We start from the raw sequence: 23,947 nt of genomic DNA, 5'->3' as shown, positions 1-23,947 counted from the left end.
CGCTTGGCGCCCCCGCTCTTTACACCGACTCGTCAGCGGGGCGAGCGCCCTCTTGCACCAGCACCATGCTCTGTGGGGATGACAGCGGAATGCCTTCGTCGCGCAACCGCCCGAGAATGGTGAACAGCAGGTCACTGCGGGTACCCGATACCTGTCGCGGCCCGGCTACATAACCACTCACGCCAATCACCATTCCGCTGCTGGTCAAGTCCTTGAACGACACCGACGTAGCCGGCGCATCCAGAATCGCCTCATGCTCGTGGTATGCCGCCAGCAGCAGCTCGCGCACACGGTTGGCATCGGTTTCCAGTGGCAACGTCAGGGTAATGCCGACCACCCCCAATGCATTGCCCATGGTCACGTTGCGCACGTTCTGCGAAATGAACTGCGAGTTGGGCACGATCACCGTCGAACGGTCCGACATCTGGATCTCGGTGGCGCGCACGTTGATGCGGCGGATATCACCCTCGACACCTGCCAGGCTCACCCAGTCGCCCACCTTTACCGGGCGCTCGGTCAGCAGGATCAGGCCGGAGATGAAGTTCTGCACGATTTGCTGCAAACCGAAACCGATACCGACCGACAGGGCACTGACCACCCAGGTCAGGCTGGTGAGGTTGATGCGCAAGGTCGACATCACCAGCATGGCCAGGAACAGGAAGCCCAGGTAACCCACCAGGGTCACCAGCGAGGCGCGCATGCCGGCGTCCATGTCGGTTTCCGGCAGCAGGCGATCACTCAGCCAGCGCTTGACCACGCGAATGGCGAACAGGCCACCGAAGAAAATCGCCAGGGCCAGCAGAATGTCCTGCGGCACGATGTTCAGGTTGCCGAGCAGCTTGCCGCCGGTGCCGTCCCAGTCGCCCAGGCTCAGCAACAGTTCGCTGGGGCTGGTGCCCGATGGCATCAATACCAGCAACAGCGCCAGGAACAGCACGATGGTGCGGCCGATGCCGGCCAGGATGGTGCTGGCCTGCGCCTGATGGCGCGGCGCCAGGCCCAGGGTAGAAGCCAGTGCCAGGCCACCGGGCTGACGCGGCGACAACAGGGTTTCGCACAGGTCGCCAAAGAACGTGGTCAGCAAGTAGGCACAGGTGACGACCAGGCTGACCCACAGCAACTTGGCGGTGAGGAAGTAGGCAAGCGTCAGGTAACCGGCGAGCAGCGCCAGCAGAATCAACGACAACCAGATGACCATCACGAACGGGATCAGCCCGGCCAGGCCCGTGGGGCGCTCCAGGTCATGCTTGCGCAGGGTGCGGCGGTAACGCAGCAACGCGCCGGCAAAGATGAACGCCACCACCAGCGCAGTCAGCCCGTTGACGGCCACCGTCAGCGCCAGGCTGGCGCCGATCACGCTGTTCATGCGCTCCATGGTCATCATGACCATCAGTGCCAATGCCAGCACCTTGGGGAACCAGCCCAGCGCACTGGCCACTTCGTCGTGGATCGGCGGCAACCGCCAGGACGGGCGCTGCAGCATCAGCATGGCGCGGCCCAGGCCGGTGATGAAGGCACTGAACACCACCAGGGCGAGAATGTGGTTGGTCAGGCTGGCGATATCGCTGCCCAGCTCGGCGCTGCTCTCCAGCCCCCAGCGCAGCAGCGAAACAGAACCGGCGATGGTGCCCAGGGTTGCCAGGCTGACGCCCAGGGCCAAGGCGCTGCGGCGAAGACGGCCCTCAGGCAACCAGCCCACCATGGCGCTGGCCAGCAACCGCTCAAGCACGCGCCGCACCAGAGTCCAGACCAGAATCGCCGCCACCAGGCTGGTAATGAACAGCCAGCGGTTTTCGGCGCTGAAGGCACTGCTGATGGCATCGGCTGCCTCGCCGCGCAGGTCACGCAGGCGCGCCACGTCGTCCTGGGTGGGGCGGATGATGCTCTGCCAGAACGCCGGGCTCAGTGGCGAGGCCGCACGGCTGGTGATCTGCGAGTTGAACTGACTGCGGCGCAGGTTGACGATTTGCGTGGACAGGTCGCGTGCTGACTGGGTCAGCTTGGTGGCCTGATCCTGCTGGGCCACCAGCGCCTTTTTTTCGGCCTCCAGGGCTTTGCGCTGCTGGGTCAGGGTGGCGGCCTCGTCCGGCTGGACCGGGCCAATCACCTTCAGCTTGTCGTCGAGCTTTTCCACATCGGTGGTGCGCTGCGCACTCAAGGCGTCCGCCTGGCGCTGCACCTGCATCGCGGCCAGGCGCAATTGCGACAGCAGGTCGTCGTTGGCCTCACTAGTGACGCCCTGACGGACCTGATCCAACCGGTCGCTCAGTTGCTCGATGCTGGCGTTTTCATCCAGCGCTGGCGCTTCGGCCGCCGCCAGGTTGGACAATGGCGTGGCCGGGGCCGACCACGCCGGGCTGGCAAGCGCCAACAGCAGGACCATAAGGCCTGCGCAATAACGGGCAAGGCTGACACGCCTCATCGAATATTCCTCTTTACAACTCGATTTGGCGGGGGATTCTACGCGGCTTCAAGCCATCAGGAGAGTGCCGTCTCTCGTTTGAGTAGCTGCTGTTTGCGCTCGACGCCCCAGCGGTAGCCGCTGATGTCGCCGTCCCGACGCACAACCCGGTGGCACGGGATGGCCACGGCAATGTGGTTGGCCGCGCAGGCCATGGCGACTGCACGCACCGCTTTGGGCGCACCGATGCGCTCGGCGATGTCGGTGTAGCTGACCCGGCTGCCGGCCGGCACCTCGCGCAGGGCCTGCCACACCCGCTCCTGAAACGCCGTGCCCTGTACATCCAGCGGCAAGGTCAGGCCCAGCGCCGGGGCTTCGACGAAGCCCACCACTTCGGCAACCAGCTGTTCGTAGGCGCTGTCGCCGCCAATCAGACGGGCTTTGGGGAACTGGTCCTGCAAGTCTTGCAACAGGGCCTCGGGATCGTCGCCCAACAGAATCGCGCAAATACCCTTCTCGCTTTGGGCCACCAGGATCGCGCCCAGTGAACACTGACCGATGGCGAAATGGATCGTTGCCCCGGTGCCGCCAGCACGGAATTGCCGGGGGCGCATGCCCAGGCGCTGACCGGCGCTTTCGTAGAAGCGGCTGTTGGAGTTGTAGCCCGCATCGTAGATGGCGTCAGTGACTGAACGCTCACCGTCTTCCAGGTGCGCACGCACACGCCGGGCGCGGAAGGCGGTGGCGTAGGCCTTGGGGGTTACGCCGGTTTCAGCCTTGAACAAGCGATGCAGGTGGAAGGGGCTGACAGCCAACTGCGCGCTGAGCTGGTCGAGGCTGGGGGCAGGGTCGCAGGTTTCGATCAGGCGACAGGCGCGGGTGACCAACTGGCTGTGGCGGCTGGTGCTGGCTTTGCTGATGCAACGTTTGCAGGCGCGGTAACCGGCCGCTTCGGCGGCAACGGGGGTATCGTAGAACTCGACGTTGCTGCGCTTGGCCATGCGCGATTTACAGCCGGGGTGGCAGTACACGCCGGTGGTGCGCACGGCGTAGACGAAGTGGCCGGTGGCGTTGGAGTCACGGGACTCGACGGCTTGCCAGCGTTGGTCGGGGGTGGTGTAGAGAGTCATGGGTTAGCATCCAGATGAGTTGTCGCCTGTACCGGCCTATTCGCGGGCACGCCCGCTCCCACAGGGACCGAGCAATGCTCAAGCGCTGTGGAGAACCTGTGGGAGCGGGCGTGCCCGCGAAAGGGCCGGCACAGTCGGTGCGAAAGCCTCAGGCCCGCCACAGGTACCAGGCCGCCACGGTACGGTATGGGCGCCAGCCGCCACCCAGCGAGCGCATCTGCGCAGGCGTTGGCGCCTTCTCCAGCCCCTTGAGCCGTCGATAGCCCTCGCGCACACCAAAATCGTCCACTGGCAGAATGTCCGACCGCTCCAGGCTGTAGATCAGCAGCATCTCCACCGTCCACCGCCCTACCCCACGCAATGCCACCAGGCGCTCGATCAGGGCTTCATCAGCCATGGCCAATGCCTCTTCCCGCGTCGGCACCAGGCCTTCCAGCCGGGCCTGGGCAATGCCCTGCACCGTGGCCATCTTGCTTGCCGAAAACCCACAGGCACGCAGGGTGTCCGGGCTGACAGCCAACAGTTGCTCCGGTGCCGGGAACGCAACCTGCGGGAACAGCGCCAGCAACCGGCCAAGGATCGCCTCTGCGGCGCGGGCATGCAGCTGCTGGTAGGCAATCGCCCGCACCAGTGCCTCATAAGGCTCGCGCCCCGGTGTGGCCTGGTGCAGGCACGGCCCGGTCGCCGCGAGGTGCCGCGACCAGTCCGGATCGAGCGCGGCAAGGTAATTAGTGGCCTCGCGCAAGGCCTGCGGCGAAACGTCGGCCAGAATCATGGCACCTCCATCAAGTCGATTGCAGGTCCAGCTTAGCGCAGCCGTTCATCGGGCAAACGCCGGTTCTTGCTCGGCTAATTCCTGGCATACCATTGCTCCACGCCATCATCCCCGCATAGAATTGAGAACAATTCACAATCGCACACATCAAGGGACCGGGCCTTCGCTACGATGCAGATCAACGACACGCTCAAACCGGCCGAGGTCGCTCTGCTGTACCAGTCCCACCATGCCTGGCTGCGCGGCTGGTTGCGTAGCCGGGTCGGTTGCGGCGAGCATGCCGCCGACCTGGCTCAGGATACCTTCGTACGCTTGCTGCGCGCCCGCCAGGTGTCACCGCTGAAAGAGCCGCGCGCCTACCTCAGCAGCATCGCCCGTGGCTTGATGATCGACCAGTTCCGCCGCCGCGCACTGGAGCGGGCCTACCAGGAAAGCCTCGCGCACTTGCCCGAGGCTGAAGTGCCCAGCGAGGAAGACCGGTTGGTCATCCTCGATGCCCTGGAGCGCCTGGACCGTGCCCTGCACCAGTTGAAACCGCGTGTACGCCAGGCGTTTCTGCTGGCCCAACTGGACGGTTTGAGCATCGTGCAGATCGCCCAGCAGCTGGACGTATCCCGCGCCACCATCGAGCGCGACCTGGCCAAGGCCCTGGGCGTCTGCTACCGGTTGCGCTATGCCGACACCTGACAGCACACCCGCGCAGGCACAGGTCGACCAGGCGATCGACTGGCTGGTGAAACTGCGCTTCGACCGCCCCAGCGCACGCACCGAGCAACAGTTCCGGCAATGGCTGGCCAGCCACCCGCACAACCCGCTGGCCTGGCAACGTGTCAGCCACCTCAGTGACGAGATGGCCGCGTTGCCCAAGGGCCTGAGCCGGCGCACCCTGGACGGCGGCCAGCGCCAACGCGTCAGCCGCCGGAACCACCTTAAGTTGCTGGGGCTCCTGGCCGTGGGCGGCAGCCTGGGCTGGGCTGCACGCGAACCGTTGGGCCTGCCACAACTGCTGGCCGACAGCAGCACCGCCACAGGTGAACGGCGCCAATGGCAAGGCAGCGACGGCAGCCGCATCCAGCTCAACACCGCCAGCGCCATCGACTTGCGCTACAGCGCAGCGCAACGCCGGCTGGAACTGATCCACGGCGAGGTCAGCCTGGACAGCAACCCGAATGACAACCGACCGTTCCGTATCGACACCCGTGTCGGCCCGCTGACCACACTTGGCAGCCAGCTGTTGCTGCGCGAAAACAGCCAGGGCCTGCTGCTGTCGGTGCGTCGTGGCGAAGTTACGCTGTTCCCCTCTTCCGCGTCTGCGCGGCAAATCGAGCAGGGCGAAACCTTGCAGGTCGGGGCAAATGGCAGCATCCACACAGTGACGCTGCACAGCGACCCGTGGGGCTGGACCGACGGTGTTCTCAGTGTGCAGCAGATGCCATTGGCCGAGTTTGTCGCCGAACTCGGCCGGTACCGTCCAGGCCTGTTGCGCTGCGCGCCTGAAGTGGCAAGCTTGAAAGTGTCTGGCACCTTTCAGTTGGCTGACACCGAGCAGGTCCTGCAACTGCTCACTCGCAGCCTGCCTGTGCGGGTCGACTACAGGACGCGCTTCTGGGTAAACGTCGGCGCAGCCTGAAAGGTCATCATTGCGCTACAGCGCGGATGCGCCCCGCACGCCGGTACGACTGCCTAGCAAAACACACGAACAACCCGGCCATCAGCGCCAGCGCCATGGGCAAGCCATGTGGCGCCACATTCATTGCCGCGCCACTGAGCAGCGGCCCGATCAGGCTCCCCACGCCCCACAGCAACCCTACGCTGGCGTTGGCAGTGACCAGGTCCTGGCCTTTGAAGCGCTGCCCGATCAACACCAACGCCAAGGTGTAGATACCCCCTGCCACCGCGCCCAGTACCACCAACAGCGGCCACAGCAGCCAGGTGAGGTTCAACAGCCAAGGCAGGCCGATGCCGATCGCCATCGCCACCAGCCCGCACACCAGGTGCAGCCCGGTGCGCTCCACCCGGTCCGCCAGCCAGCCCAGCGGCAGCTGGAACAGCATGTCGCCAGCAAACACCACAGTCACCATCAGCGCCGCGACGCCCACGGCAAAGCCATGGCTGGTGGCATACACCGGCAACAGCGACAGCACCACGGCATCGAAGAACGAGAAGAACAGCACGGCCACGCACAGCGCCGGCGCCACACGGAAGAACCCGGCCAGGCCAAAGCTCTTTTCGCCCTCTTCATGTTCGACATGGTCGTTGGGCACGGTCAGCACGATGCACAGCAGCGCCAGGCCATAGCAGGCGGTGACCACCCCGGTGATCCACGGGCTATCGGCACCCAGCACCGCCAGCATGGCCGGGCCGAGCACCTGAAAGCCGGTGAAGCTGGTGGCATACAGGGCCATGATCTTGCCGCGGTTGTGCTCCGGGCACAGCTCGTTGACCCACGACTCGCCGAGGATGATGGCAATCCCCATGCCCAGCCCGAGGCCCAGGCGCAGCAGCGCCAGTAGCCACAGCGAACCGAATGCCGACTCGAGCAAGGCAATGCTGACCGTGCACAGGCTGAAACACAGCAAGTAGATGGTGCGCCGGGTGAGGTGACGGCAGCAGGCATCGACCAGAAACGCCGAGAGCATCATGCCCGCAGCAGGGATGGCCGAGATGATGCCGATTTCCAGGGTGCTCGCCCCCGCTTCATGCAGGCGCAACGACACCAGCGGCAAGCTGGCCCCCAAACTGAAACCCACGACCGACACGGCGAACAACAGGCCCGCCAGCAAACGCATGTTCATGTACCACTCCTTGCAAACCGAAAAGACGTGCAGACACAGGCGCGCACGCCAGGGTGGCGAGCGACGCAAAAGCGCAGATCAGTTCAGGCGAGGTGTGGCGAGAAGGTGAAGGCAAACAGCACGCTGCGGCGGCGCTTGAGCACCGTGTCGCTCGGCCACGCACGACGCAAGGCCTGGAAGGCAGGCTGACGGGCGTGTGGCAGGGACTGGGTACGGCGCATTGCTTTGACTACTACGCAGGTGGTTGGAAAAAGAGGCGGCACTCTAGGCCAAGGGTGTCAGGTCGTCAATCGTCAGGGCCGCTGCGCGCCCCATCGCCGGCAAGCCAGCTCCCACAGGTTTTGCACATGGCTCAAGGTCTGTGCAGCCGGGGTGGGAGCTGGCTTGCCGGCGATGGGCTGCAAAGCAGCCCCGGCAATGTTAGCGCTTACCGGTACTCGGCAAGAACACCGCCAACAACCCGAACAGCGGCAGGAACGAGCACACCCCGTACACATATTCGATACCGCGCAGGTCCGCCACATAACCTAGCAGCGCCGCACCAATGCCGCCAAAGCCGAACATCAGCCCGAAGAAGATACCGGCGATCATGCCCACGCTGCCCGGTACCAGCTCCTGCGCATAGACCACAATCGCGGAAAACGCCGACGCCAGGATAAAGCCGATCACCACGCTCAACACCGTGGTCCAGAACAGGTCGGCATACGGCAGTGCCAAGGTGAACGGCGTCACACCCAGAATCGAGAACCAGATCACCGCCTTGCGCCCGATGCGGTCACCGATCGGCCCGCCAAAGAACGTGCCGGCCGCCACCGCGCCGAGGAACAGGAACAGGTGCAGCTGCGAGCTGGCCACCGACACATCGAACTTCTCGATCAGGTAGAAGGTGAAGTAGCTGGTGAAGCTGGCCATGTAGAAGTACTTGGAGAACACCAGCAAGCCCAGCACGATCAGCGCTGCGATCACCCGGTTGCGCGAGATGCCGTGGGTGGCCTGCACCGCCTTGCGCGCCTTGGCCTGGTTGAGGTGCTCCTTGTACCAGCCACGCAGCATCAAGGTGACGCCAAAGAAGAACAGCGCGGCCAGGCCGAACCAGGCGACGTGGGTCTGGCCGAATGGAATGACGATGGCCGCCGCCAGCAGCGGGCCCAGGGCCGAACCGGTGTTGCCGCCCACCTGGAAGGTCGATTGGGCCAGGCCGAAGCGCCCGCCAGAGGCCAAGCGTGCAATACGCGAGGTTTCCGGGTGGAACGTCGATGAGCCGATACCGACCAGCGCCGAGGCCAGCAAGATCATCGGGAAGCTGCCCACAAAAGCAAGCATCACGATGCCCACCAGCGTGCACAAGGTGCCCATCGGCAACAGGTTCGGTGTCGGCCGGCGGTCGGTGAAAAAGCCGACCCAGGGTTGCAGCAACGAAGCGGTGATCTGGAACGTCAGCGTGATCAGGCCGATCTGGGCAAAGCTCAGGTCGTAGTTGGCCTTGAGCATCGGGTAGATCGCCGGCAGCACCGACTGGATCAGGTCGTTGATCAGGTGCGCCAGGGCGCAGAAACCAATGATGCGCATCACCAGCGGCGTGGCTTGGTTTGCCGTTGCGTTGGTGGACGCGGTGGAGGCACTACTGATGGCCATTTGCCTAAATCTCCGTCCTCAGGTTTGGGATCCGATTATCAGGAAACAAATAGATACATAGCTACCTTTTTTATCCCTCCGTCGCGACGTACTTGAAAATGGTTCTCAATATAATTAGCATCCTTGACCCATACCCCTGTCATCGTTGGGCGAAACGGCCCCTATCGTGAGCAGACCTACCCATGAGCCCGATGCCCGCCATGCAACTGCAGCCCGACCCACAGCAGGAAGCGCTGGAGTGGTTTTCGCTATTGCGCCAACCCGGCTGTGACGAAGCCCAGCGCCAGGCATTTGCGGCCTGGTGCCAGGCCCCCGATAACGCTCGCGCCTATGCCGAGCTGGAAACGTTCTGGCAGCAGTTGCAGCCACCACCCGCCCGCCCCCGCCCACGGCAGGTCACTGTGCGCCGCAGCCACCTGGGCAAATGGCTGGCACTTGTGTTCCTGCTTGTATTAAGCGCCGCAGCTTACCTCTACTGGCCGCTGATGCAGCGCCTGGCCAGCGAGTTGCACACCGACGTGGGCGAACGCCGCAGCACGCGCCTGGCAGATGGCACCACGCTTAACATGGACAGCGCCAGCGCCATGAACGTCGACCTGCGCGGCCGTACGCGTCAACTGCACCTGGTGCAGGGCCAGGTGTACCTGGAGGTTGTGCTCGATGGACGGGCGATGGAAGTGGAAGTGGGCAGCGCACGCATCCAGGTGTTCGGCACTCGCCTGCAGGTCGCCCGCCATGCAGATCATGATGAACTCGTGGTAATCAGTGGCAAGGCCATGGTCACCCAAGGGGGGGATCAACGCATGGTCTCGGCGGGTGAGCGGGTTACCTTTGATGACATGCGTATCGACCCGGTGCAGAAAGCCGACCTGAAAACCGCCGACAGCTGGCGCAACGGCCGCCTGAAAGCCACCGACATGCCTTTGGGGCAGGTGCTGGAGCGCCTTGCCGGGTACCAGGGGCAACGCCTGTGGATGATGGATGAACAAATGGCCCATCGGCGCGTAAGCGGTGATTTCAACCTCGACCAGCCACAGGAAAGCCTGCAATCCCTGGCTGCGGCCCAGCATCTGCAGCTTCAGGGCGTGCTCGGGCACTGGCTTGTGGTGCGCTGAAACCGCGCCCGGCCGCTAAGTTTTTGAAAGCGTGCAAATTTTTTTTGAAATGAGTGTTGACAGGGGGGCCGTTCAAGAGAATAATGCGCGCCATCGGCTACATAGCTCAGTTGGTTAGAGCATAGCATTCATAATGCTGGGGTCCGGGGTTCAAGTCCCTGTGTAGCCACCAAACAAGACGAAGGGCTTACCGCAAGGTAAGCCCTTTTTCTTTGCCCGCGAAAAAGATTCACCCGTTCTCCTGGCAATATGCAGCCCCCACCGCAGGGGCTGCATGGCCTGTTAGCGCGTCAGAACTCCCACTTCGAACTCAGCATGAAGTTGCGCGGTTCACCGTACGATGCACTGTTGAAGTTGTCATCGAACGAGCTGAAGTACTTCTTATCGAACAGGTTGTTCACGGTCGCGGTCGCCGACCACTGCGGCGTGAGTTGATAGCGAGCCATCAGGCCAACGGTGGCATAGTCTCCCTGCTTGATCTTCACCGGGTTACCGACCTGCCAAGGCGTGGCGGTAAAGTGCATGCCGCTCTGCCAGTTCACACCACCACCAACGGTCAGACGCTCCAGTTCACCAGACAGCTGGTAAGTGCTCCACAGCTTGAACATGTCCATCGGGATGGTGGTCTTGACCCGCTCGCCGTCATTGTCCTTCACCCTGGAATGGGTATAGCTGGCTGCCAGGTTCCAGCCCGGCGCCAGCTCCCCGCTTACCTCCATGTCGATACCGCGGGTGGTGGTCTTTTCTGCGCGATACGCGGTGATCAGGCCATCACTGCCGGCCACGGTCCCGTCGGCCACGGCATCGTTGTCCAGCTTGACTTCATACAGCGCAAAAGCGGTGTTCAGGCGGCCACCGAAATACTCGCTCTTCAGGCCAAGTTCGTAGTTGTCCCCTTCACGCGGCTCCAGCAGCTTTCCTGCCTGGTTACGGTAGGGCTGCGGCTTGAAGATGCTGGTGTAGCTGGCGTAGACCGAGTGCACATCGTTCAGGTCGTAAACCACGCCTGCATAGGGCGTCACCTCCCCCGTGGCCTTGACCGAATCATCGGTGTCGTAGGGCTGCAGGCTGGCAACGTGGTAATGGAACAGGGCGTCGTACTGGTAATTGCTGACCCGCGCACCCAGGATCACCGACAGATCATCCGTCGGTTTCAGGCGCGTCGCCAGATAGGCCCCGGTTTGGCGCTGGTCGATATCATCGTCTTCACGGTTGAAGTTGTAGGACGGTGTCGGGCCTTGGTTGTCCCAGGTCCAGATGTTCACCGGCACACCGCTGACGCCATTGTTACTGCTGCCGTTCGCCAGCAGGTTGCCAAAGCCGTTGCGGCGGTTCTCATAGCTTTGGTAATTGAAGCCCATCACCAGCTCGTGTTCACGCCCCAGCAACTGGAACGGGCCACTGAGCATCACATCGATACCGCGTTGCTTCTGCGTGTTGTCACCCTTGGTGGCGGTGTAACGCAAACCGTCGCCGGTGGTCGGGTTGACCACGCCCGTGGTGGTGCCGACGATGACCGAGTCGTAATCGCGGGTGCCGTACAGATAGTTGGCGGCGAGCTTGAGCGACCAGCCCTCGCCCAAACGCTGCTCAAGCGAGGTGAAGGTGTTGACCGACTCCTGATGGTTGCTGCTATCGCGGCTGGCACCGTTGTATGAGCGTGGCATGCGGTACTGGAAGCCACGCCCCGAACCGTCGGTGGCCACTACCGGCAAGCCGGTGGTGGAGAAGCCACGCGGGTCGCTGTCCAGGTACTCCACGCCCAGGGTGAACAGGGTATTCGGCGTCAGGTCCATCTCGCTGACGCCATACACGATGGTCTTCTGCTGCTGCAGGTGGTCGGTGAAGCTGTTGGCCTGCTGGTACGCCGCCACGGCACGGCCGCGCACCGCGCCGTTGTCGGTCAGCGGGCCGGACACATCCACTTCGGTGCGGTACAGGTCCCAGGAACCAAGCCCGCCACTGATGTAGCCCTTGAAGTGGTCCGTTGGCTTCTTGCGCACCAGGTTTACCGTGCCGGACGGGTCGCCCGCCCCGGTCAACAACCCGGTGGCGCCCCGCACCACTTCGACCCGGTCGTAGATGGCCATGTCCGACAGCGCCTGGGGCAGCGCCTGGCTGAAGGCGAACGTGGTGGTGGGCATGCCGTCATATTGGTAGCTGTCGATCGCCAATCCACGAGAGAACACATACAGGCGGTCACTGCCAGGGCTCTGCACGTTGACCCCTGGCGTTTGCTCAAGCACTTGCCCGATGCTGCGCAGGTTCTGGTCTTCCATCCGCTGGCGGGTCATCACGCTGACCGACTGCGGCGTCTCGCGCAGGCTGAGGTTGAGCCTGGTGGCGGCGTTCGTGATACCCGTGGTGTACGAACCCGTGCCCTCGGTGGTGCTACCCAGCAACTGACTATTGATGGTGGTGGCGCCCAACTCCAGCGCCCCGTCATTGCCCGGCACGCTGACCAGCACGAAGCCATCGGCACTCCCTTGCGCCTGCAGCCCCTGCCCGCCCAGCAGCACGGCAAACCCTTCATTTACGCCGTAACTGCCCTGCAAACCGATGCTACGCCGCCCTGCCACCTGGCTGGCGTCGAACGAAATGGCCACGCCGGCCTGGCGAGCGAAGCTGCTGAGCACATCCCCCAACTGCCCTGCCGGGATGTCATAGCGCTGCACCTGCTGCTGGGCTGCGGCCACAGGCGCCAGCAGCGGCAGGCTGCCCAGCCCCAGGTGAAGCCCCAGGGCCAGCGCATTGCGAGGCGTGAAAGGGATGCGCGCGCGCAAGTTCGAAAGCATGTTCCCGATACTCCGTTATGTTGGCTTACGACAAGGACGCACGGAAATCGAGAACTGGAAGCAGACAGGAATGTTTTTTATCTGAGCTCGGATTCAGGCAGGTAGCGCACCCGCGTGATCCAGGGCGTGTAGTGATCGATGCCCAGCGGCAGACTACGTGCCAACAGGCGCAATGCCCGCTCACTGTCGTCGGCCGGCAAGACAGCAGTCACGCGAATGTTCGCCAGGGCCTTGCGGTCGAACAGCAGGTAGCCCGAATGGTTACGGCTCAGCTGTTCGAGCACCTCGACCAGCGGCCGCTCGCGTACCACCAGCTGGTGCCGGGCCCAGGCCTGCTCCACGCCCCTGCCGTCGACAGGCTGTACCTCACCTGGCCCCGTCGCATCGAAATGCAGTTCCTGGCCTGCCGATACCACCCGGCGCTGGCCATGGCTGTCGACTTCGGTAGTGGATTCGATCATTGCCAGGCGTGAGCCTTCGGCCAACTGCTCCACGACAAAACGCGTGCCCAACGCCCGCACACTGCCATGTTCGGTGACCACCCTGAACGGACGCCCGGCGTCCTTGGCCACATCCACCAGGATTTCCCCACGTAGCAGGCGAACCGTCCGCGTCCGGTCATCGAAGTCCAGGTCGACGGCAGATCCACCATCCAGCCGAAGCAGGCTGCCATCAGGCAACTGCCGCGTGGCCCATTCACCGCTGCCGGTGCGAATATCGGCCAGCAGGTAGGCCGGCCCCTGCTGCACGAACAGCACCAACGGCAAGGCCAGCACCACAGCCAGCGCGAGCGCCTTCATGGCGTTGGCCGAACGCCGCTGCTGCTTGAACGCCCGCAGCGCACTGCGGGCTGGCGCATGCTTGAGCACCTGCAAGGGGGCCAAGGTTTCCTGCATACGCTGGAAGGCTTCGAGGTGCTCGCTGTCCTGCTCCAGCCAGGCACGAAACGCCTCACGGTCGCGACCACTGGGCTGGTCGTCCAGGCGCACGAACCACTCGGCGGCCTCATGAAGAACTTCCGGGCTCACAGGCAGGCCTCTGCGGCGGCGTGACAGGCCAGCAGCGCTTGCACCAGGTAGCCTTGCACACTCTTGGTGGACACCTGCAAATGCTCGGCGATTTCGCTGTGGCTCAGGCCTTCGAGATGGCGCAGCACAAACGCCTGGCGTACCCGCGGCTGCATGCGCGACAGGGCACGGTCGATCTGCTCCAGAGCTTGTATTGCCGTGTGAATCTGCTCGGGAGATGGCGCTTGTTCCATCTGTTCCACATGCAGCGCCAACGCTTCGCGATAGGCTTGCTCCAGCTTGTGCCGACGTCCACGGTCGATCAGCAGGCGCCGCGCCACCGTCGCCAGCAAGGCCCGAGGCTCGCGTGGGGCGACGTAGCTGCCAGCACTGAGCAAACGAACGAACGTGTCCTGGGCCATGTCTGCGGCATGCTGCGGGCAGTTCAGGCGCTGGCGCAACCACACCAGCAACCAGCCGTGATAGCCCTTGTACAAGGCATCCAGGGTGTCTACGGCGGCGGGAGGGGTTGATTTCATCGCGAAGCTTCGCAAATGGGAATGATTCTATTCTAAGTGGCCGTCACCCCAACTTGCAATCGCCGCCTCAACGTATACCCGTCACCGCCACTGCCAAACCAAGCCCGATCAACGCCAGCCCGATCACTCGGTCCACCAGCACTTGCCGCTCGATCATCGCCTTGCGCAATGCCGTGCTGGAGAAGAACACCGCCACCAGGCTGAACCACAGCCAGTGGGCAAAGGACATGAACGCCCCGTAGGCGAAGTCCAGCACCAATGGGCTACCGGGCTGGACTACCTGAGTGAACGCACTGATGACAAACAACATGGTCTTGGGGTTGAGGGCATTGGTCAGAAAGCCCGTTCGCAGGGCTTGCAATACGCCACCAGCGGTTTGCCCTAAACCATCCAGGCTGATGCGCCGGGTATTGGTCAATGACTGGTAGCCCAGATAGATCAGGTAGCCCGCACCCAGCACTTTCATGGTGAAGAACAAAGCCGGGCTCTGGCTGATGAGCACTGCAATGCCCAACACCGTGTACAGCACGTGCACCTGCACGCCCAGCGCAATGCCCACGGCAGCGGCCAGCCCGGCCCTTCGGCCCTGTGCATAACTGCTGCGGGTGACCATGGCGAAATCGGCGCCAGGGCTGATGACGGCGAGCAAGGTAAACAGGGCGACGGCGATGAGTTCGGTCATGCGGGTGGCTCTCGATAGGCGATGGAAATGCACAGACCGCGCAATTATCGAGCGCTTAATAGCCAGGAAAAATCGATTTATAGTAAGGGAAATCTGATAGTTTTTTTCACAGAGGTGTAGTGCCCAAGAAGAGGCCGGGCCTAAAAACATAAAACCATGAAACTGCCGCCACTCAACGCCTTCCGCTACTTCGACATCGCCGCCCGGACCGAAAGCTTCGTGCGCGCCGCCGAGCACCTGCACGTCACCCACGGCGCCGTCAGCCGCCAGGTACGCCTGCTTGAAGAACACCTCGGCGTGGACCTGTTCGAACGCCGTAACCGGGCCATTTTCCTCACCCCAGCCGGCCGCGCCCTGCAAGGCACTACCCAGGCGATCTTCGAACAGCTCGAAGGTGCCGTGCAGCGCTTGCAGCAACAGGCCCGCGACAATGTGCTGGTGCTGTCCTGCGAGCCGACCATCGCCATGCGCTGGCTGATCCCGCGCCTGCCGCGCTTCCATGCCGACCACCCCGACCTGCAGTTGCACCTGGTAGCCGCAGGCGGGCCGCTGGACTTCGCCCGTAGCGGTGTCGACCTGGCAATCCGCCGCGACGACTTTCACTGGGATAACCAGTTGTACAACCAGAAAATCTGCGACGAATGGATCGGCCCGGTGTGTCACCCCACTGCCCCCAACCAGCTGAACGGCCAGCGCCTGCTGCACAGCACCACCCGCCCCGGCGCCTGGCCCACCTGGTTACGCCTTAGCGGCCAGCAGGCGCGGCATAACGAACGCAGCGACTACGAGCACTTCTACCTGTCGATCCAGGCCGCCAGCGCCGGCTTGGGCGTGGCCATGGCCTCAGCCCTGATGGTGCGCGACGAACTCGACAGCGGGCAGTTGCAGGCGCCCTTTGGTTTTGTCCGCGATGGTTCGGCCTACTACCTGCTCAGCCCACAACCGGTCGAAGACGGCGGCAAGCGCCAGCGTTTTGCCGAATGGGTCACCAGCGAATGCCAGCGCTGCCTGGCTCACTTGGGCTTGATGCAGAACGACGAGCCAGCGCTGCCATCGCCGCCCCAGGTGCGATAGCCGGCGGTGTCCACATGGATACGCCCGGACGGGTAGCGCCCCAGGCCCATGTTCCAGGCCTGGCCATACTGCTGCCAGAAGCGGCACAGCGGGTTGGGATCGGCCCAGGCCGGCAACAGGATATCAACGGCGAAGGCACGGGTATGGGCACTGTTGGCAGCACCGCCCGCGCAGGTATTCAGGCGTGGGTTACGGTAGGCGGAGACCACTTCGAACTGGCGCAGGATGCCTTGATCATCAAGCGTCTTGATCAGCGAGAGGGTCGAACGTACAGCCGACCAGTTGCTGGCAGGCGGCACGGCAAAGGGAGACGCCTGGCACAGCTTCCAGTCCGAGGCCGAGCGCAGCAACTGGTGGATAGGTACTACGCCATAAAGACGGGCATCCACCAGCATTTCACGAAAAGGCCGGGTTTGATGGTCGCCAGCCCATTGGGCGAACATCCACAGGTCGCGTTCGTCGGCGTGGGACACGCCGCCCAATGCCAAACATAGTGTCAGCAATCCCCTCTTGGTACCGTTCATATCGGCTCTCCTTTCCAACGTGATCGACTCGAATATTTCGCGTTATTTCACGCGCAACGCCAGGAAATACTATTCCTCGGTATCGATCGCCCATTGTCAGCCATCATTGCCCTGCAACTGTTCGCCGGCCCCTGCTACTCGTTGACTCACTCAGCCACGGTGGCATAATCCCACTCACTACTCAGCCTCGTACGCGATGATTTGATTCGTCGGCTGTTGGGGTGAAAAAACCGGCCTAGTGCCGGTTTTTTCGTTTTCAAGGAAAGATACCCTTGCGTACTGCCTGCTTTGTAGACGGCTACAACGTGTTCTATGGCCTGGTGGCAGGCACTAAATACAAGTGGTTGGATCTACCTGCCTTACTGAAGCACATCATTCGCATCGAACAACCCGAAAGCGAACTGAGCGCCATCAGCTTTTTCACCTCGGGTGTGAAACCGTCGCTTGCCAGCCGCGGAAACCTTTCCAAAGAGGCTCAGGACACCTACCTTCGGGCCTTGATTGCGCAAGGTGTAACCGTGCATTACGGAAGACATCAACTTGAGCCACGCAACGCACCTCGCTTCGTGAGCAAAGACACGCCACCCTCCAGGCTCGACCAGGTAGCCATCTGGAAACTGGAAGAAAAGGAGACGGATGTTCACATCGCCATCAGCATGTATCGGCTCGCAGCCCGACAAGCTGGGCTTCCCACGGGTGAGCGAATCCAGCAACTGGTTCTGGTTTCTGCCGATACCGACCTGACACCCGCCCTGAAAGCTATCAAGGAAGATTTCTCGGACCTGCGACTGGGTGTGATCTTGCCGCATCGCGAGGGCATGAAGCGGACGCTGCCGGGGTCGCTGCAAAACAACTCCCACTGGATGCGCCGAGTAGTAACCGAGGACGAGCTTGCTTCCAATCAGTTTCCCGACCGGGTGCCCACTCAGAAGAGACCGGCATGCAAGCCACTGTACTGGTGACCGCGAAAGCCACCCTATTACTCCTCACCTGCAAGGTCAGTCCTCAAGCAGGGTGCACGCCATCACCAGCGCGTCTTCGCGCCCCCCGGCAACCGGATAATAGTCGCGGCGGCGGCCGATTTCGTTGAAGCCGTAGCGCTCATACAAACGATAGGCCGACTGGTTGCTGGCACGCACCTCCAGGAAGCACTCGCGACCATTGAGCTGGTAGGCCCGGGCCATCAGGTGCTCCAGCAGGCGCAGGCCCAGGCCACGGCCCTGGTTTTCAGGTTTGACAGTGATGTTGAGCAGGTGCGCCTCGTCGATGATCACGTTGATCACGCCATGGCCTACCTGCTGCTGGCCGTCGAACATCAGCCAGATTTCGTACGATTTGAGCGCATCCAGAAAAATCCCGCGGGTCCAGGGATGACTGAACGCGGCATATTCGATCTTAAGTACGGCATCCAGATCCGCCTCGGTCATCGGGCGGAAACTGATCGATTCACTCATTCAACGCTCTTCCAGCGCGCCATCAGCTGGCGCATGGCTTTCCAGACGTCCGCCTTGCGCTGCGGCTCGTCCATCAACAGTTCAAGGCCCGGCAGTGCCCAGGCATCGCCCAGGCCGTCGAGCGTCAGGGCTTGGTAATAGGCGTCGGCGTCGGCATTGGCGGCAAAGCGCAGCGCCGGCAGGCCGATCAGCCACAGGCAGGTGCTCGGGGCATCTTCGAGGCGCGCCTGAACAAAGCCCCGGACAAAATCGCGCGCAGCTTCCGGCCCCTGGTCCATGTTGCCTCGCACCAGCAACGGCCAACGCACCGGTTCGCCGATGATCTGCGGGGCGTCAGGCAGGCCGGCGGCGCGCAGCATGTCCTTGAGCAGCAGGTAGGACGGGTCGCGGCTCTGGAACGGCTGGCCGGTGGCCAGTTCGACCAGCAGCAGGCAACTGCCGGCGCGCAGCAGTTGCAGCGCGAAACGCGGTGGAGGTACCGGGGCCGGGCGCGGCGTGGGCGCAACTACCTCGACTTCGGCAGGCTTGGCAGCGACCTTGGGCGTGCTGCCAGGACGCGGAATCTCGATTTTCGGGCGCTCGCCCGAGCGCGCCTGGGGCGCGGCCTCGCTGGCCGCCGGCGCGGTTGGCCGAATCTCGAAATCGGCTGCCTCTACCGGCGCCTGTGGCAACAGCAGCTCAGGGCGCGACGGTGCGGCGAACGGCAGTTCGGCGCGCGGCAGCCAATGCACCACTTGCATGGCGGAAAGGTAGGCGCGGCGGCGGGGTTCGGTCAGCAAGGCTCGGGGGTCCGGGGTTTGAAACGTCGCACATTCTAGCGTGTACGCCTCGGTTTTTGCAGGGTCTGTCCGACCGAGCGCCGCCCGCGCGGCGCATCGCGGATAAATCCGCTCCTACATTTGTTGCAACGTGGCCATGCCTGACAGGCCATGGTTGTCAGCGGTTTGCAAGACTCAAGACATGCACCAAGGCAGGCAACCATGGCGTAACAGGTTCGGCACGTTGCAACAAATGTAGGAGCGGATTTATCCGCGATGCGCCGCGCGGGCGGCGCTCGGTCTCACATCCAGTACAAACCTCAAGCCAAACATCTCTCATTACAGACCAAGGGGTAAAAACCTCCCCCCCGGATGCAGTACAATCGCCCCCTTTTTCTTGGCAACGAGTCGAAGCCAATGATCGAACCCAAGCGCGTCCTGCGCGCCCTAGCCGAACACTGGGCCCTGATCGAGCCGCTGTGCGAGCGTTTCGACCAGGGCACCCTGAGCCTGGTCGAGCTGCGCCAGCATGTGGCCCGCCAGCAGGTCGAGAGCACCCCGCAGGACATCACCCAGCTGCTCGACGTATGGATCCGCCTGGATATCCTGGTCCCGGTGGCCAAAAGCCCGAACCGTTTCGAGCTCAACGCGCAGATCCATGACTTCCTCGCCTACCTGCGCCGCGAACACCGGCTGGGCCTGTGCCTGGAGATCGAAGCCTACCTGCGCCACCTGGAACGCCTGGCCGGCCACATCCAGGACGCCTTCGACAACCGCGACAGCGACGACCTGGCGCGCCAGCTGCGCCTGCTCGACATGCGTGTGCGCGATGTGCTTAAAAAGCTCGATAACGACGAGCAGGCGCTGGTGGCCGTGGCCGAACGGGCCAAGACCAGCAACCGCCAGATCCCGCTGCGCCAGCGTTATGCCGAAGTACTGGCCACCTGGGACGAATACGTCGAACCGATGATCCAGCTCGTGAACGCCGACGGCGCCTTCGAACAAGGCGTGCGCAAGGTCGAGACCGTGCTGCTGAAACTGTTGGGTGAGCAAGCCCGCCTGGGCCACCTGGTCGACGACGACATGCTGCTGCGTACCCACGCGCGCATCCTGGAAATGCAGACCAGCGCCCAGCTCACCCTGCGCCACGCCCGCGAACTGCTGCTGCCGCTGCGTGAAGAAGCCCGCCGGCACAACGCCGTAACCCGTGGCGCTGCGCTGGCCCTGTCGGTGATCCGGCGCAAGGGCATCGATGCCGTGCCGCAAGCGGCCATGCCGATGTTCACCCGCCCGCAAAGCACCTTCCTGGGCAGCGCGAGCCAGGTCGAGGCCTATGTGTATGCCCTGGCCCGCTTCGAGCCCAAGCCGGCGCGCTTCCCCAAGGCCCACAAGACCCAGTCCGGTGCCCTGCCCCGTGCACCGCGCACGGTCAAAGAGATGGCCGAACGCTGCGAACAGGCCCTGCCGCTGCCCGACCTGATGGTCTGGCTGCTGGAGCAGGAACCCGAAGGCGCCACCGACGAGCTGCTGTACTGGTTCTCGCGCCTGTCGCGGGAAAAGCGCTTCAAGCGCGAACGCCTCGACCGCCGCGAATACACCACCCAGGAACACTTGGTCAGCCTGCGCTCGTTCGCCCTGACCTCCAGCCGCGAAGACGCCACCAGCGCGCCTACCGAACCCAACGCGAGCCCAGCCCATGCATCTTGATCTTTCCGAACTGTCCCAGCTCGCACCGATCTTCCGCGAGCTGTTCAAAGGCTTCCACGTCAGCCGCCGCGACCCGGAGCTGTACGCCCAGCTGTCGAACTTCCAGGACCAGTACCGCACCCTGTTCAAGGCCCTGGGCTTCGAGCTGGTGTGCGATACCCGTGGTTTCTACTACTTCGTGCCGGACATGACCGCCGCACAGGTGAACAAGACCGCGCAGCGCCTGTCGCTGTTCACCTTCATTCTGGTCGAGCATCTGGCCGACCAGGGCCGCGACCCGATGGCCGTGCTCGATGGCGGCAGTATTGGCCGTGACGAGCTGCCCTCGCTGCTGGACAAGTACCGCGACCTGTTCCTGCAGGCCGAAGTGCAGACCGTGGACGAGCTGGAAGAAAAAATCCTGCGCCGCATGACCCAGCTTGGTTTCGCCCACGAAGAAGGCGGCATCTACCGCTTCTTGCCGCCGATGCACCGCTTCCTCGATGTGTGCCTGTCGGTGCAGCAGGACCGCGACCTGGCCGCCACCCTGCACAGCGACCTGCCGCTGCCCACCCCGGTACTGGTCGAGGAAGAAAGCCCCGAAGAACTCAACCGCACCGACGACCCGCTGGACCTCAGCCCGTTCGACGGCGAGGAAAGCGAAGAAGAAGCCCTGGCCCGGGCCATCCGCGAAGAGCAACAGGAGATTGACGCATGAGCCAGGAACGCTACGGCATCCGCCGCTTTGCATTGCTCAACACCGCCGGCTACAGCCTTGGCCTGTTCCCGCTGGAGCACCCGCTGTCGGTGTACGGCGCCAACAACCTGGGTAAATCGGCGTCGATCAACGCCCTGCAGTTCCCGATCCTGGCGCGCATGTCGGACATGAGCTTCGGCAAGTACAGCCTTGAGCAGTCGCGCCGCTTCTACTTCGCCAGCGACACTTCGTACATTCTCTGCGAACTGAGCCTGCCGCACGGCCCGCACGTGATCGGCGTGGTCGGCCGCGGCCCAGGTGGCGGTTTCGGCCACCAGTTCTTTGCCTACAAGGGCGAACTGGACCTGGCCCACTACCAGAAGAACGACACCTGCCTGCGCCAGAAAGAGCTGTTCACCAACCTTGAACGCTTAGGCATCAAGGCTTACGAGCTGAAGCCGGACGAACTGCGCCGCCTGCTGGTTGGCGGCCACACCTCGGTGCCGCTGGACCTGACCATGATCCCGCTGCGCTCCACCAGCGAGCAAAGCCTGAAAACCTTCCGCGCACTGTTCATCAACCTGCTGCACATGCGCGAAATCACCGCCGCCAAGCTCAAGCAGCTGTTCCTCGACGCGTTCGAGCACAGCCTGCGTTCGGGCAGCGTCGACTACATCGCCGCGTGCGAAGAAGCGTTCCGCGACGTGCGCCGCATGGAGCAGGACTACAACGCCCTGGTCGCCGCCGGCCCGCTGGTCGAGGCCTTGGCCGGAGGTGTGGCCCAGCGCGACATCCTGCGCGGCAAACTGCACCGCATTTCGCCCGTACTCGACACCCTGCTGGGCACCTGGCAGGAATACGCCATGGCGCGCAAGGAAGAGCTGGTCATCCAGTCCGAGCACTACCGTGGCGAGCAGGACCGCCTGCAGAACGACCAGCGCGGCGGCACCCAGGAGCTGATGCGCCTGGAGCGTGAAATCACCGGCATCCAGCGCTGGCTGGGCGAGCTGTCGGTGCTCAAGCACCGCTTTGCCCTGGTTGATGACGTCAAGGTGCTGGAGCAGCAGTTGCTGGCAGCCAAGGACGCCCACGACGAACTGGCCGGCGCCCTGGCCCAGTCGCGGCAGTTCAGCGCCGAAGACCTCGACGAGCGCGTACGCGACCTGGAAAAACGCCTGAAGCAGGTCAAGCAGCAGCTCGACCACGCCGACAACAACAGCTACGCCCGCCTGCGCGAAGAGTTCTCGCAAGCCGACGTCGACCGCCTGATGCGCCTGTTCAACGGCGCGCTGTTCAGCCTGCCGCTGGGCGACCGTGGCATCGAGCTGGACGACAGCGACCTGTGGGTAAAATCGCTGGAAGCGGTGCTCGACGGCTTCAAGGGCGAGCGCTTCGAAGCCCCGGGCCTGGCCATCGACCTGACCAACATCGACCCGCCGGCACTGCAGGCCCTGGCCGACCGTGCCGCCCTGCGCGACCAGAAAGAGCGCCTGGAAAAAGAGCTGAAACAGCTCAAGACCCAGCAAGCCGTAGCCGCCGACCGCTCTGCCTCCAAGGCGCAAACCGAAACCCTGTACCAGGAAGTGCTGGATGCGCAAAAGGCGCTGGAAGACTTCCGCCGCAGTGAAACCCTCAGCGCCGAAGAGCCAGAGAAGCTGGAGCAACTGTCGCAGCTGGAAGCTGCCCAGGACGAATTGAAGCGTTCCAGCGACGCCTTCACCGAACGCGTCCAGCAGCTGTCGGCCAAGCTGCAGTTGGTCGGCCGCCAGATCGGCGACCTCGAGTCCAAGCAACGCACCCTGGAAGACGCCCTGCGCCGTCGTCAACTGCTGCCGGCCGACCTGCCCTACGGCACGCCGTTCATGGAAGCCATCGACGACTCGATGGACAACCTGCTGCCGCTGCTCAATGACTACCAGGACAGCTGGCAAGGCCTGCAGCGCGTGGATAACCAGATCGAAGCGCTGTACGCCCAGGTGCGCCTGAAAGGCGTGGCCAAGTTCGACAGCGAAGACGACATGGAACGCCGCCTGCAACTGCTGGTGAACGCCTACGCGCACCGCACCGACGAAGCCCTGACCCTGGCCAAGGCACGCCGCGCTGCAGTCACCGACATTGCCCGTACCCTGCGCAACATCCGTAGCGACTACGACAGCCTCGAGCACCAACTGGCCCTGTTCAACCGCGAGATCAACAAGCGCCAGGTGTCCAACCTGGAAAGCTTCCGCGTGGTGCTGGCGCCGAACAAGGAAGCGCTCAAGCACATCGACCAGATCATCCACAGTGCCGGCCAGTACGAAGAAGGCGAAACCCTGTCGGTGTTCGACCTGACCCAAAGCGCCGAGCAGGACAACAAGAACGAAGAAGCCAAGGAGTACCTGGCACGGCTGGTGGCAGCCAACCACAACCAGCTGGGCCTGAAGGACCTGTTCGAGCTGGCGTTCGAGATCACCAAGGTCAACGGCCAGCCGATCATCCACGCCGACATTGACGGCGCGGCGTCCAACGGCACCACCATGACCATCAAGGCGCTGACCAACATGTACCTGTTGCTGCACCTGATGGACCGTGACCTGGCCGGGCGCATTCGCCTGCCGTACTACCTGGACGAAGCGGCGGACATCGACGAACGCAACCAGGCAGCACTGCTGGAAACCAGCCTGCAGCTGGGCTTTGTGCCGATCCTGGCGAGTGTGAAGCCTCAGGTATCGGCGCGTGTGGCGATCGACCTGGAAGGCGGTAGCGGGCCGAATGGCATCTACATCGACGAGGCGGACTGGAAGTTCATCAGCCGGCTGGATGAGGTGAAGGCGGTTGTGCGTGAGGATCATCAGGCTGAGGAATTGGCCTGATACCGGTGTGATGGGGCCGCTTTGCGGC

21 protein-coding genes and 1 tRNA gene are annotated in these 23,947 nt (G+C 63.4%); 9 read left to right on the top strand and 13 right to left on the bottom strand.

What is annotated here, in order from left to right; genetic code table 11:
* Positions 1-19: 19 nt before the first annotated feature.
* From A0O30_RS03590 to A0O30_RS03580, 3 genes are all read right to left on the bottom strand, one after another.
* On the bottom strand, positions 20-2,422 hold the full coding sequence (locus A0O30_RS03590; RefSeq protein WP_105945599.1) for a DUF3772 domain-containing protein: 2,403 nt from the start codon (positions 2,420-2,422) through the stop codon (positions 20-22).
* Between the two features lie 56 nt (positions 2,423-2,478).
* Positions 2,479-3,531, bottom strand: a complete 1,053-nt coding sequence (gene ada, locus A0O30_RS03585; RefSeq protein ID WP_105945598.1) for a bifunctional DNA-binding transcriptional regulator/O6-methylguanine-DNA methyltransferase Ada — start codon at positions 3,529-3,531, stop codon at positions 2,479-2,481.
* A gap of 148 nt (positions 3,532-3,679) precedes the next feature.
* Positions 3,680-4,306, bottom strand: coding sequence for a DNA-3-methyladenine glycosylase (locus A0O30_RS03580; protein ID WP_105945597.1), 627 nt, complete (start codon positions 4,304-4,306; stop codon positions 3,680-3,682).
* A gap of 171 nt (positions 4,307-4,477) precedes the next feature.
* On the opposite strand from A0O30_RS03580, the gene A0O30_RS03575 reads away from it, so the two are divergent.
* Positions 4,478-4,993, top strand: a complete 516-nt coding sequence (locus A0O30_RS03575; protein WP_060709595.1) for a sigma-70 family RNA polymerase sigma factor — start codon at positions 4,478-4,480, stop codon at positions 4,991-4,993.
* A complete protein-coding gene (locus tag A0O30_RS03570; RefSeq protein WP_105945596.1) occupies positions 4,980-5,936 on the top strand; it encodes a FecR domain-containing protein in 957 nt (318 codons plus the stop codon). The genes A0O30_RS03575 and A0O30_RS03570 overlap by 14 nt, the downstream gene beginning before the upstream one ends.
* A gap of 7 nt (positions 5,937-5,943) precedes the next feature.
* Here the strand turns inward: A0O30_RS03570 and A0O30_RS03565 are convergent, their stop codons facing one another.
* From A0O30_RS03565 to A0O30_RS03560, 3 genes are all read right to left on the bottom strand, one after another.
* Positions 5,944-7,101 (bottom strand): MFS transporter, encoded by a 1,158-nt coding sequence (locus A0O30_RS03565; protein ID WP_060500224.1) that lies wholly within the window; start codon positions 7,099-7,101, stop codon positions 5,944-5,946.
* A gap of 83 nt (positions 7,102-7,184) precedes the next feature.
* Positions 7,185-7,322, bottom strand: coding sequence for a hypothetical protein (locus tag A0O30_RS27810; protein WP_003247435.1), 138 nt, complete (start codon positions 7,320-7,322; stop codon positions 7,185-7,187).
* A 199-nt stretch (positions 7,323-7,521) separates the two neighbouring features.
* Positions 7,522-8,736: an MFS transporter gene (locus tag A0O30_RS03560; protein ID WP_105945595.1), complete on the bottom strand. Its 1,215-nt coding sequence runs from the start codon at positions 8,734-8,736 to the stop codon at positions 7,522-7,524.
* A 191-nt stretch (positions 8,737-8,927) separates the two neighbouring features.
* On the opposite strand from A0O30_RS03560, the gene A0O30_RS03555 reads away from it, so the two are divergent.
* Together A0O30_RS03555 and A0O30_RS03550 are read left to right on the top strand one after the other, a co-directional pair.
* Entirely contained in the window at positions 8,928-9,851 is a 924-nt protein-coding gene (locus A0O30_RS03555; RefSeq protein WP_105945594.1) for a FecR domain-containing protein, read from the top strand.
* Between the two features lie 95 nt (positions 9,852-9,946).
* Positions 9,947-10,023, top strand: a tRNA-Met gene (locus A0O30_RS03550).
* Between the two features lie 118 nt (positions 10,024-10,141).
* On the opposite strand, the gene A0O30_RS03545 is transcribed toward A0O30_RS03550, so the two are convergent.
* From A0O30_RS03545 to A0O30_RS03530, 4 genes are all read right to left on the bottom strand, one after another.
* On the bottom strand, positions 10,142-12,646 hold the full coding sequence (locus A0O30_RS03545) for a TonB-dependent receptor (RefSeq protein ID WP_105945593.1): 2,505 nt from the start codon (positions 12,644-12,646) through the stop codon (positions 10,142-10,144).
* Between the two features lie 77 nt (positions 12,647-12,723).
* On the bottom strand, positions 12,724-13,674 hold the full coding sequence (locus A0O30_RS03540; protein ID WP_256589596.1) for a FecR domain-containing protein: 951 nt from the start codon (positions 13,672-13,674) through the stop codon (positions 12,724-12,726).
* A complete protein-coding gene (locus A0O30_RS03535) occupies positions 13,671-14,192 on the bottom strand; it encodes a sigma-70 family RNA polymerase sigma factor (RefSeq protein ID WP_105945592.1) in 522 nt (173 codons plus the stop codon). Before A0O30_RS03535 ends, A0O30_RS03540 begins: the two co-directional genes overlap by 4 nt.
* Positions 14,193-14,259: 67 nt before the next feature.
* On the bottom strand, positions 14,260-14,874 hold the full coding sequence (locus tag A0O30_RS03530) for a LysE family translocator (protein ID WP_105945591.1): 615 nt from the start codon (positions 14,872-14,874) through the stop codon (positions 14,260-14,262).
* Between the two features lie 156 nt (positions 14,875-15,030).
* On the opposite strand from A0O30_RS03530, the gene A0O30_RS03525 reads away from it, so the two are divergent.
* Positions 15,031-15,948 (top strand): LysR substrate-binding domain-containing protein, encoded by a 918-nt coding sequence (locus A0O30_RS03525; protein ID WP_105945590.1) that lies wholly within the window; start codon positions 15,031-15,033, stop codon positions 15,946-15,948.
* Here the strand turns inward: A0O30_RS03525 and A0O30_RS03520 are convergent.
* Positions 15,888-16,472, bottom strand: coding sequence for a D-Ala-D-Ala carboxypeptidase family metallohydrolase (locus tag A0O30_RS03520; RefSeq protein WP_177410247.1), 585 nt, complete (start codon positions 16,470-16,472; stop codon positions 15,888-15,890). The two genes, A0O30_RS03525 and A0O30_RS03520, sit on opposite strands and share 61 nt — an antisense overlap.
* A 272-nt stretch (positions 16,473-16,744) precedes the next feature.
* Between A0O30_RS03520 and A0O30_RS03515 the strand changes: the two genes are divergently transcribed.
* Positions 16,745-17,434 carry an NYN domain-containing protein gene (locus tag A0O30_RS03515; protein WP_105945589.1) on the top strand — a complete coding sequence of 230 codons (690 nt, stop codon included), beginning with the start codon at positions 16,745-16,747 and terminating at the stop codon, positions 17,432-17,434.
* A gap of 36 nt (positions 17,435-17,470) precedes the next feature.
* Here A0O30_RS03515 and rimI read toward each other — a convergent pair whose 3' ends face one another.
* Positions 17,471-17,926: a ribosomal protein S18-alanine N-acetyltransferase gene (gene rimI, locus A0O30_RS03510; protein ID WP_060500236.1), complete on the bottom strand. Its 456-nt coding sequence runs from the start codon at positions 17,924-17,926 to the stop codon at positions 17,471-17,473.
* Complete coding sequence (locus tag A0O30_RS03505) at positions 17,923-18,705, bottom strand: energy transducer TonB (RefSeq protein WP_105945588.1); 783 nt, start codon at positions 18,703-18,705, stop codon at positions 17,923-17,925. Before A0O30_RS03505 ends, rimI begins: the two co-directional genes overlap by 4 nt.
* A 396-nt stretch (positions 18,706-19,101) precedes the next feature.
* Between A0O30_RS03505 and mksB the strand changes: the two genes are divergently transcribed.
* From mksB to mksF, 3 genes are read left to right on the top strand one after another with little or no spacing between them, the layout of a single operon-like run.
* On the top strand, positions 19,102-20,391 hold the full coding sequence (gene mksB / locus A0O30_RS03500) for an Mks condensin complex protein MksB (protein ID WP_016713342.1): 1,290 nt from the start codon (positions 19,102-19,104) through the stop codon (positions 20,389-20,391).
* Complete coding sequence (gene mksE / locus A0O30_RS03495; RefSeq protein WP_105945587.1) at positions 20,381-21,088, top strand: Mks condensin complex protein MksE; 708 nt, start codon at positions 20,381-20,383, stop codon at positions 21,086-21,088. Before mksB ends, mksE begins: the two co-directional genes overlap by 11 nt.
* Positions 21,085-23,919, top strand: coding sequence for an Mks condensin complex protein MksF (gene mksF / locus A0O30_RS03490; protein WP_105945586.1), 2,835 nt, complete (start codon positions 21,085-21,087; stop codon positions 23,917-23,919). Before mksE ends, mksF begins: the two co-directional genes overlap by 4 nt.
* Positions 23,920-23,947: the final 28 nt, after the last annotated feature.

The organism is Pseudomonas sp. LLC-1 (assembly GCF_002992185.1).
Classification (GTDB): Bacteria; Pseudomonadota; Gammaproteobacteria; order Pseudomonadales; family Pseudomonadaceae; genus Aquipseudomonas; species Aquipseudomonas monteilii.
The sequence above is the reverse complement of the archived record's forward strand: the minus strand, read 5'-3'. Positions and strand labels throughout refer to the sequence as shown.

What these genes read in the sequence shown, in the direction of transcription:
- A0O30_RS03530 (WP_105945591.1), bottom strand. Translation starts at nt 14,874, where the DNA reads ATGACCGAACTCATCGCCGTCGCCCTGTTTACCTTGCTCGCCGTCATC.
- A0O30_RS03575 (WP_060709595.1), top strand. Translation starts at nt 4,478, where the DNA reads ATGCAGATCAACGACACGCTCAAACCGGCCGAGGTCGCTCTGCTGTAC.
- mksB (WP_016713342.1), top strand. Translation starts at nt 19,102, where the DNA reads ATGATCGAACCCAAGCGCGTCCTGCGCGCCCTAGCCGAACACTGGGCC.
- A0O30_RS03580 (WP_105945597.1), bottom strand. Translation starts at nt 4,306, where the DNA reads ATGATTCTGGCCGACGTTTCGCCGCAGGCCTTGCGCGAGGCCACTAAT.
- A0O30_RS27810 (WP_003247435.1), bottom strand. Translation starts at nt 7,322, where the DNA reads ATGCGCCGTACCCAGTCCCTGCCACACGCCCGTCAGCCTGCCTTCCAG.
- rimI (WP_060500236.1), bottom strand. Translation starts at nt 17,926, where the DNA reads ATGAGTGAATCGATCAGTTTCCGCCCGATGACCGAGGCGGATCTGGAT.
- A0O30_RS03535 (WP_105945592.1), bottom strand. Translation starts at nt 14,192, where the DNA reads ATGAAATCAACCCCTCCCGCCGCCGTAGACACCCTGGATGCCTTGTAC.
- A0O30_RS03555 (WP_105945594.1), top strand. Translation starts at nt 8,928, where the DNA reads ATGCCCGCCATGCAACTGCAGCCCGACCCACAGCAGGAAGCGCTGGAG.
- A0O30_RS03525 (WP_105945590.1), top strand. Translation starts at nt 15,031, where the DNA reads ATGAAACTGCCGCCACTCAACGCCTTCCGCTACTTCGACATCGCCGCC.
- mksE (WP_105945587.1), top strand. Translation starts at nt 20,381, where the DNA reads ATGCATCTTGATCTTTCCGAACTGTCCCAGCTCGCACCGATCTTCCGC.
- A0O30_RS03570 (WP_105945596.1), top strand. Translation starts at nt 4,980, where the DNA reads ATGCCGACACCTGACAGCACACCCGCGCAGGCACAGGTCGACCAGGCG.
- ada (WP_105945598.1), bottom strand. Translation starts at nt 3,531, where the DNA reads ATGACTCTCTACACCACCCCCGACCAACGCTGGCAAGCCGTCGAGTCC.
- A0O30_RS03565 (WP_060500224.1), bottom strand. Translation starts at nt 7,101, where the DNA reads ATGAACATGCGTTTGCTGGCGGGCCTGTTGTTCGCCGTGTCGGTCGTG.
- A0O30_RS03560 (WP_105945595.1), bottom strand. Translation starts at nt 8,736, where the DNA reads ATGGCCATCAGTAGTGCCTCCACCGCGTCCACCAACGCAACGGCAAAC.
- A0O30_RS03520 (WP_177410247.1), bottom strand. Translation starts at nt 16,472, where the DNA reads ATGAACGGTACCAAGAGGGGATTGCTGACACTATGTTTGGCATTGGGC.
- A0O30_RS03545 (WP_105945593.1), bottom strand. Translation starts at nt 12,646, where the DNA reads ATGCTTTCGAACTTGCGCGCGCGCATCCCTTTCACGCCTCGCAATGCG.
- A0O30_RS03590 (WP_105945599.1), bottom strand. Translation starts at nt 2,422, where the DNA reads ATGAGGCGTGTCAGCCTTGCCCGTTATTGCGCAGGCCTTATGGTCCTG.
- mksF (WP_105945586.1), top strand. Translation starts at nt 21,085, where the DNA reads ATGAGCCAGGAACGCTACGGCATCCGCCGCTTTGCATTGCTCAACACC.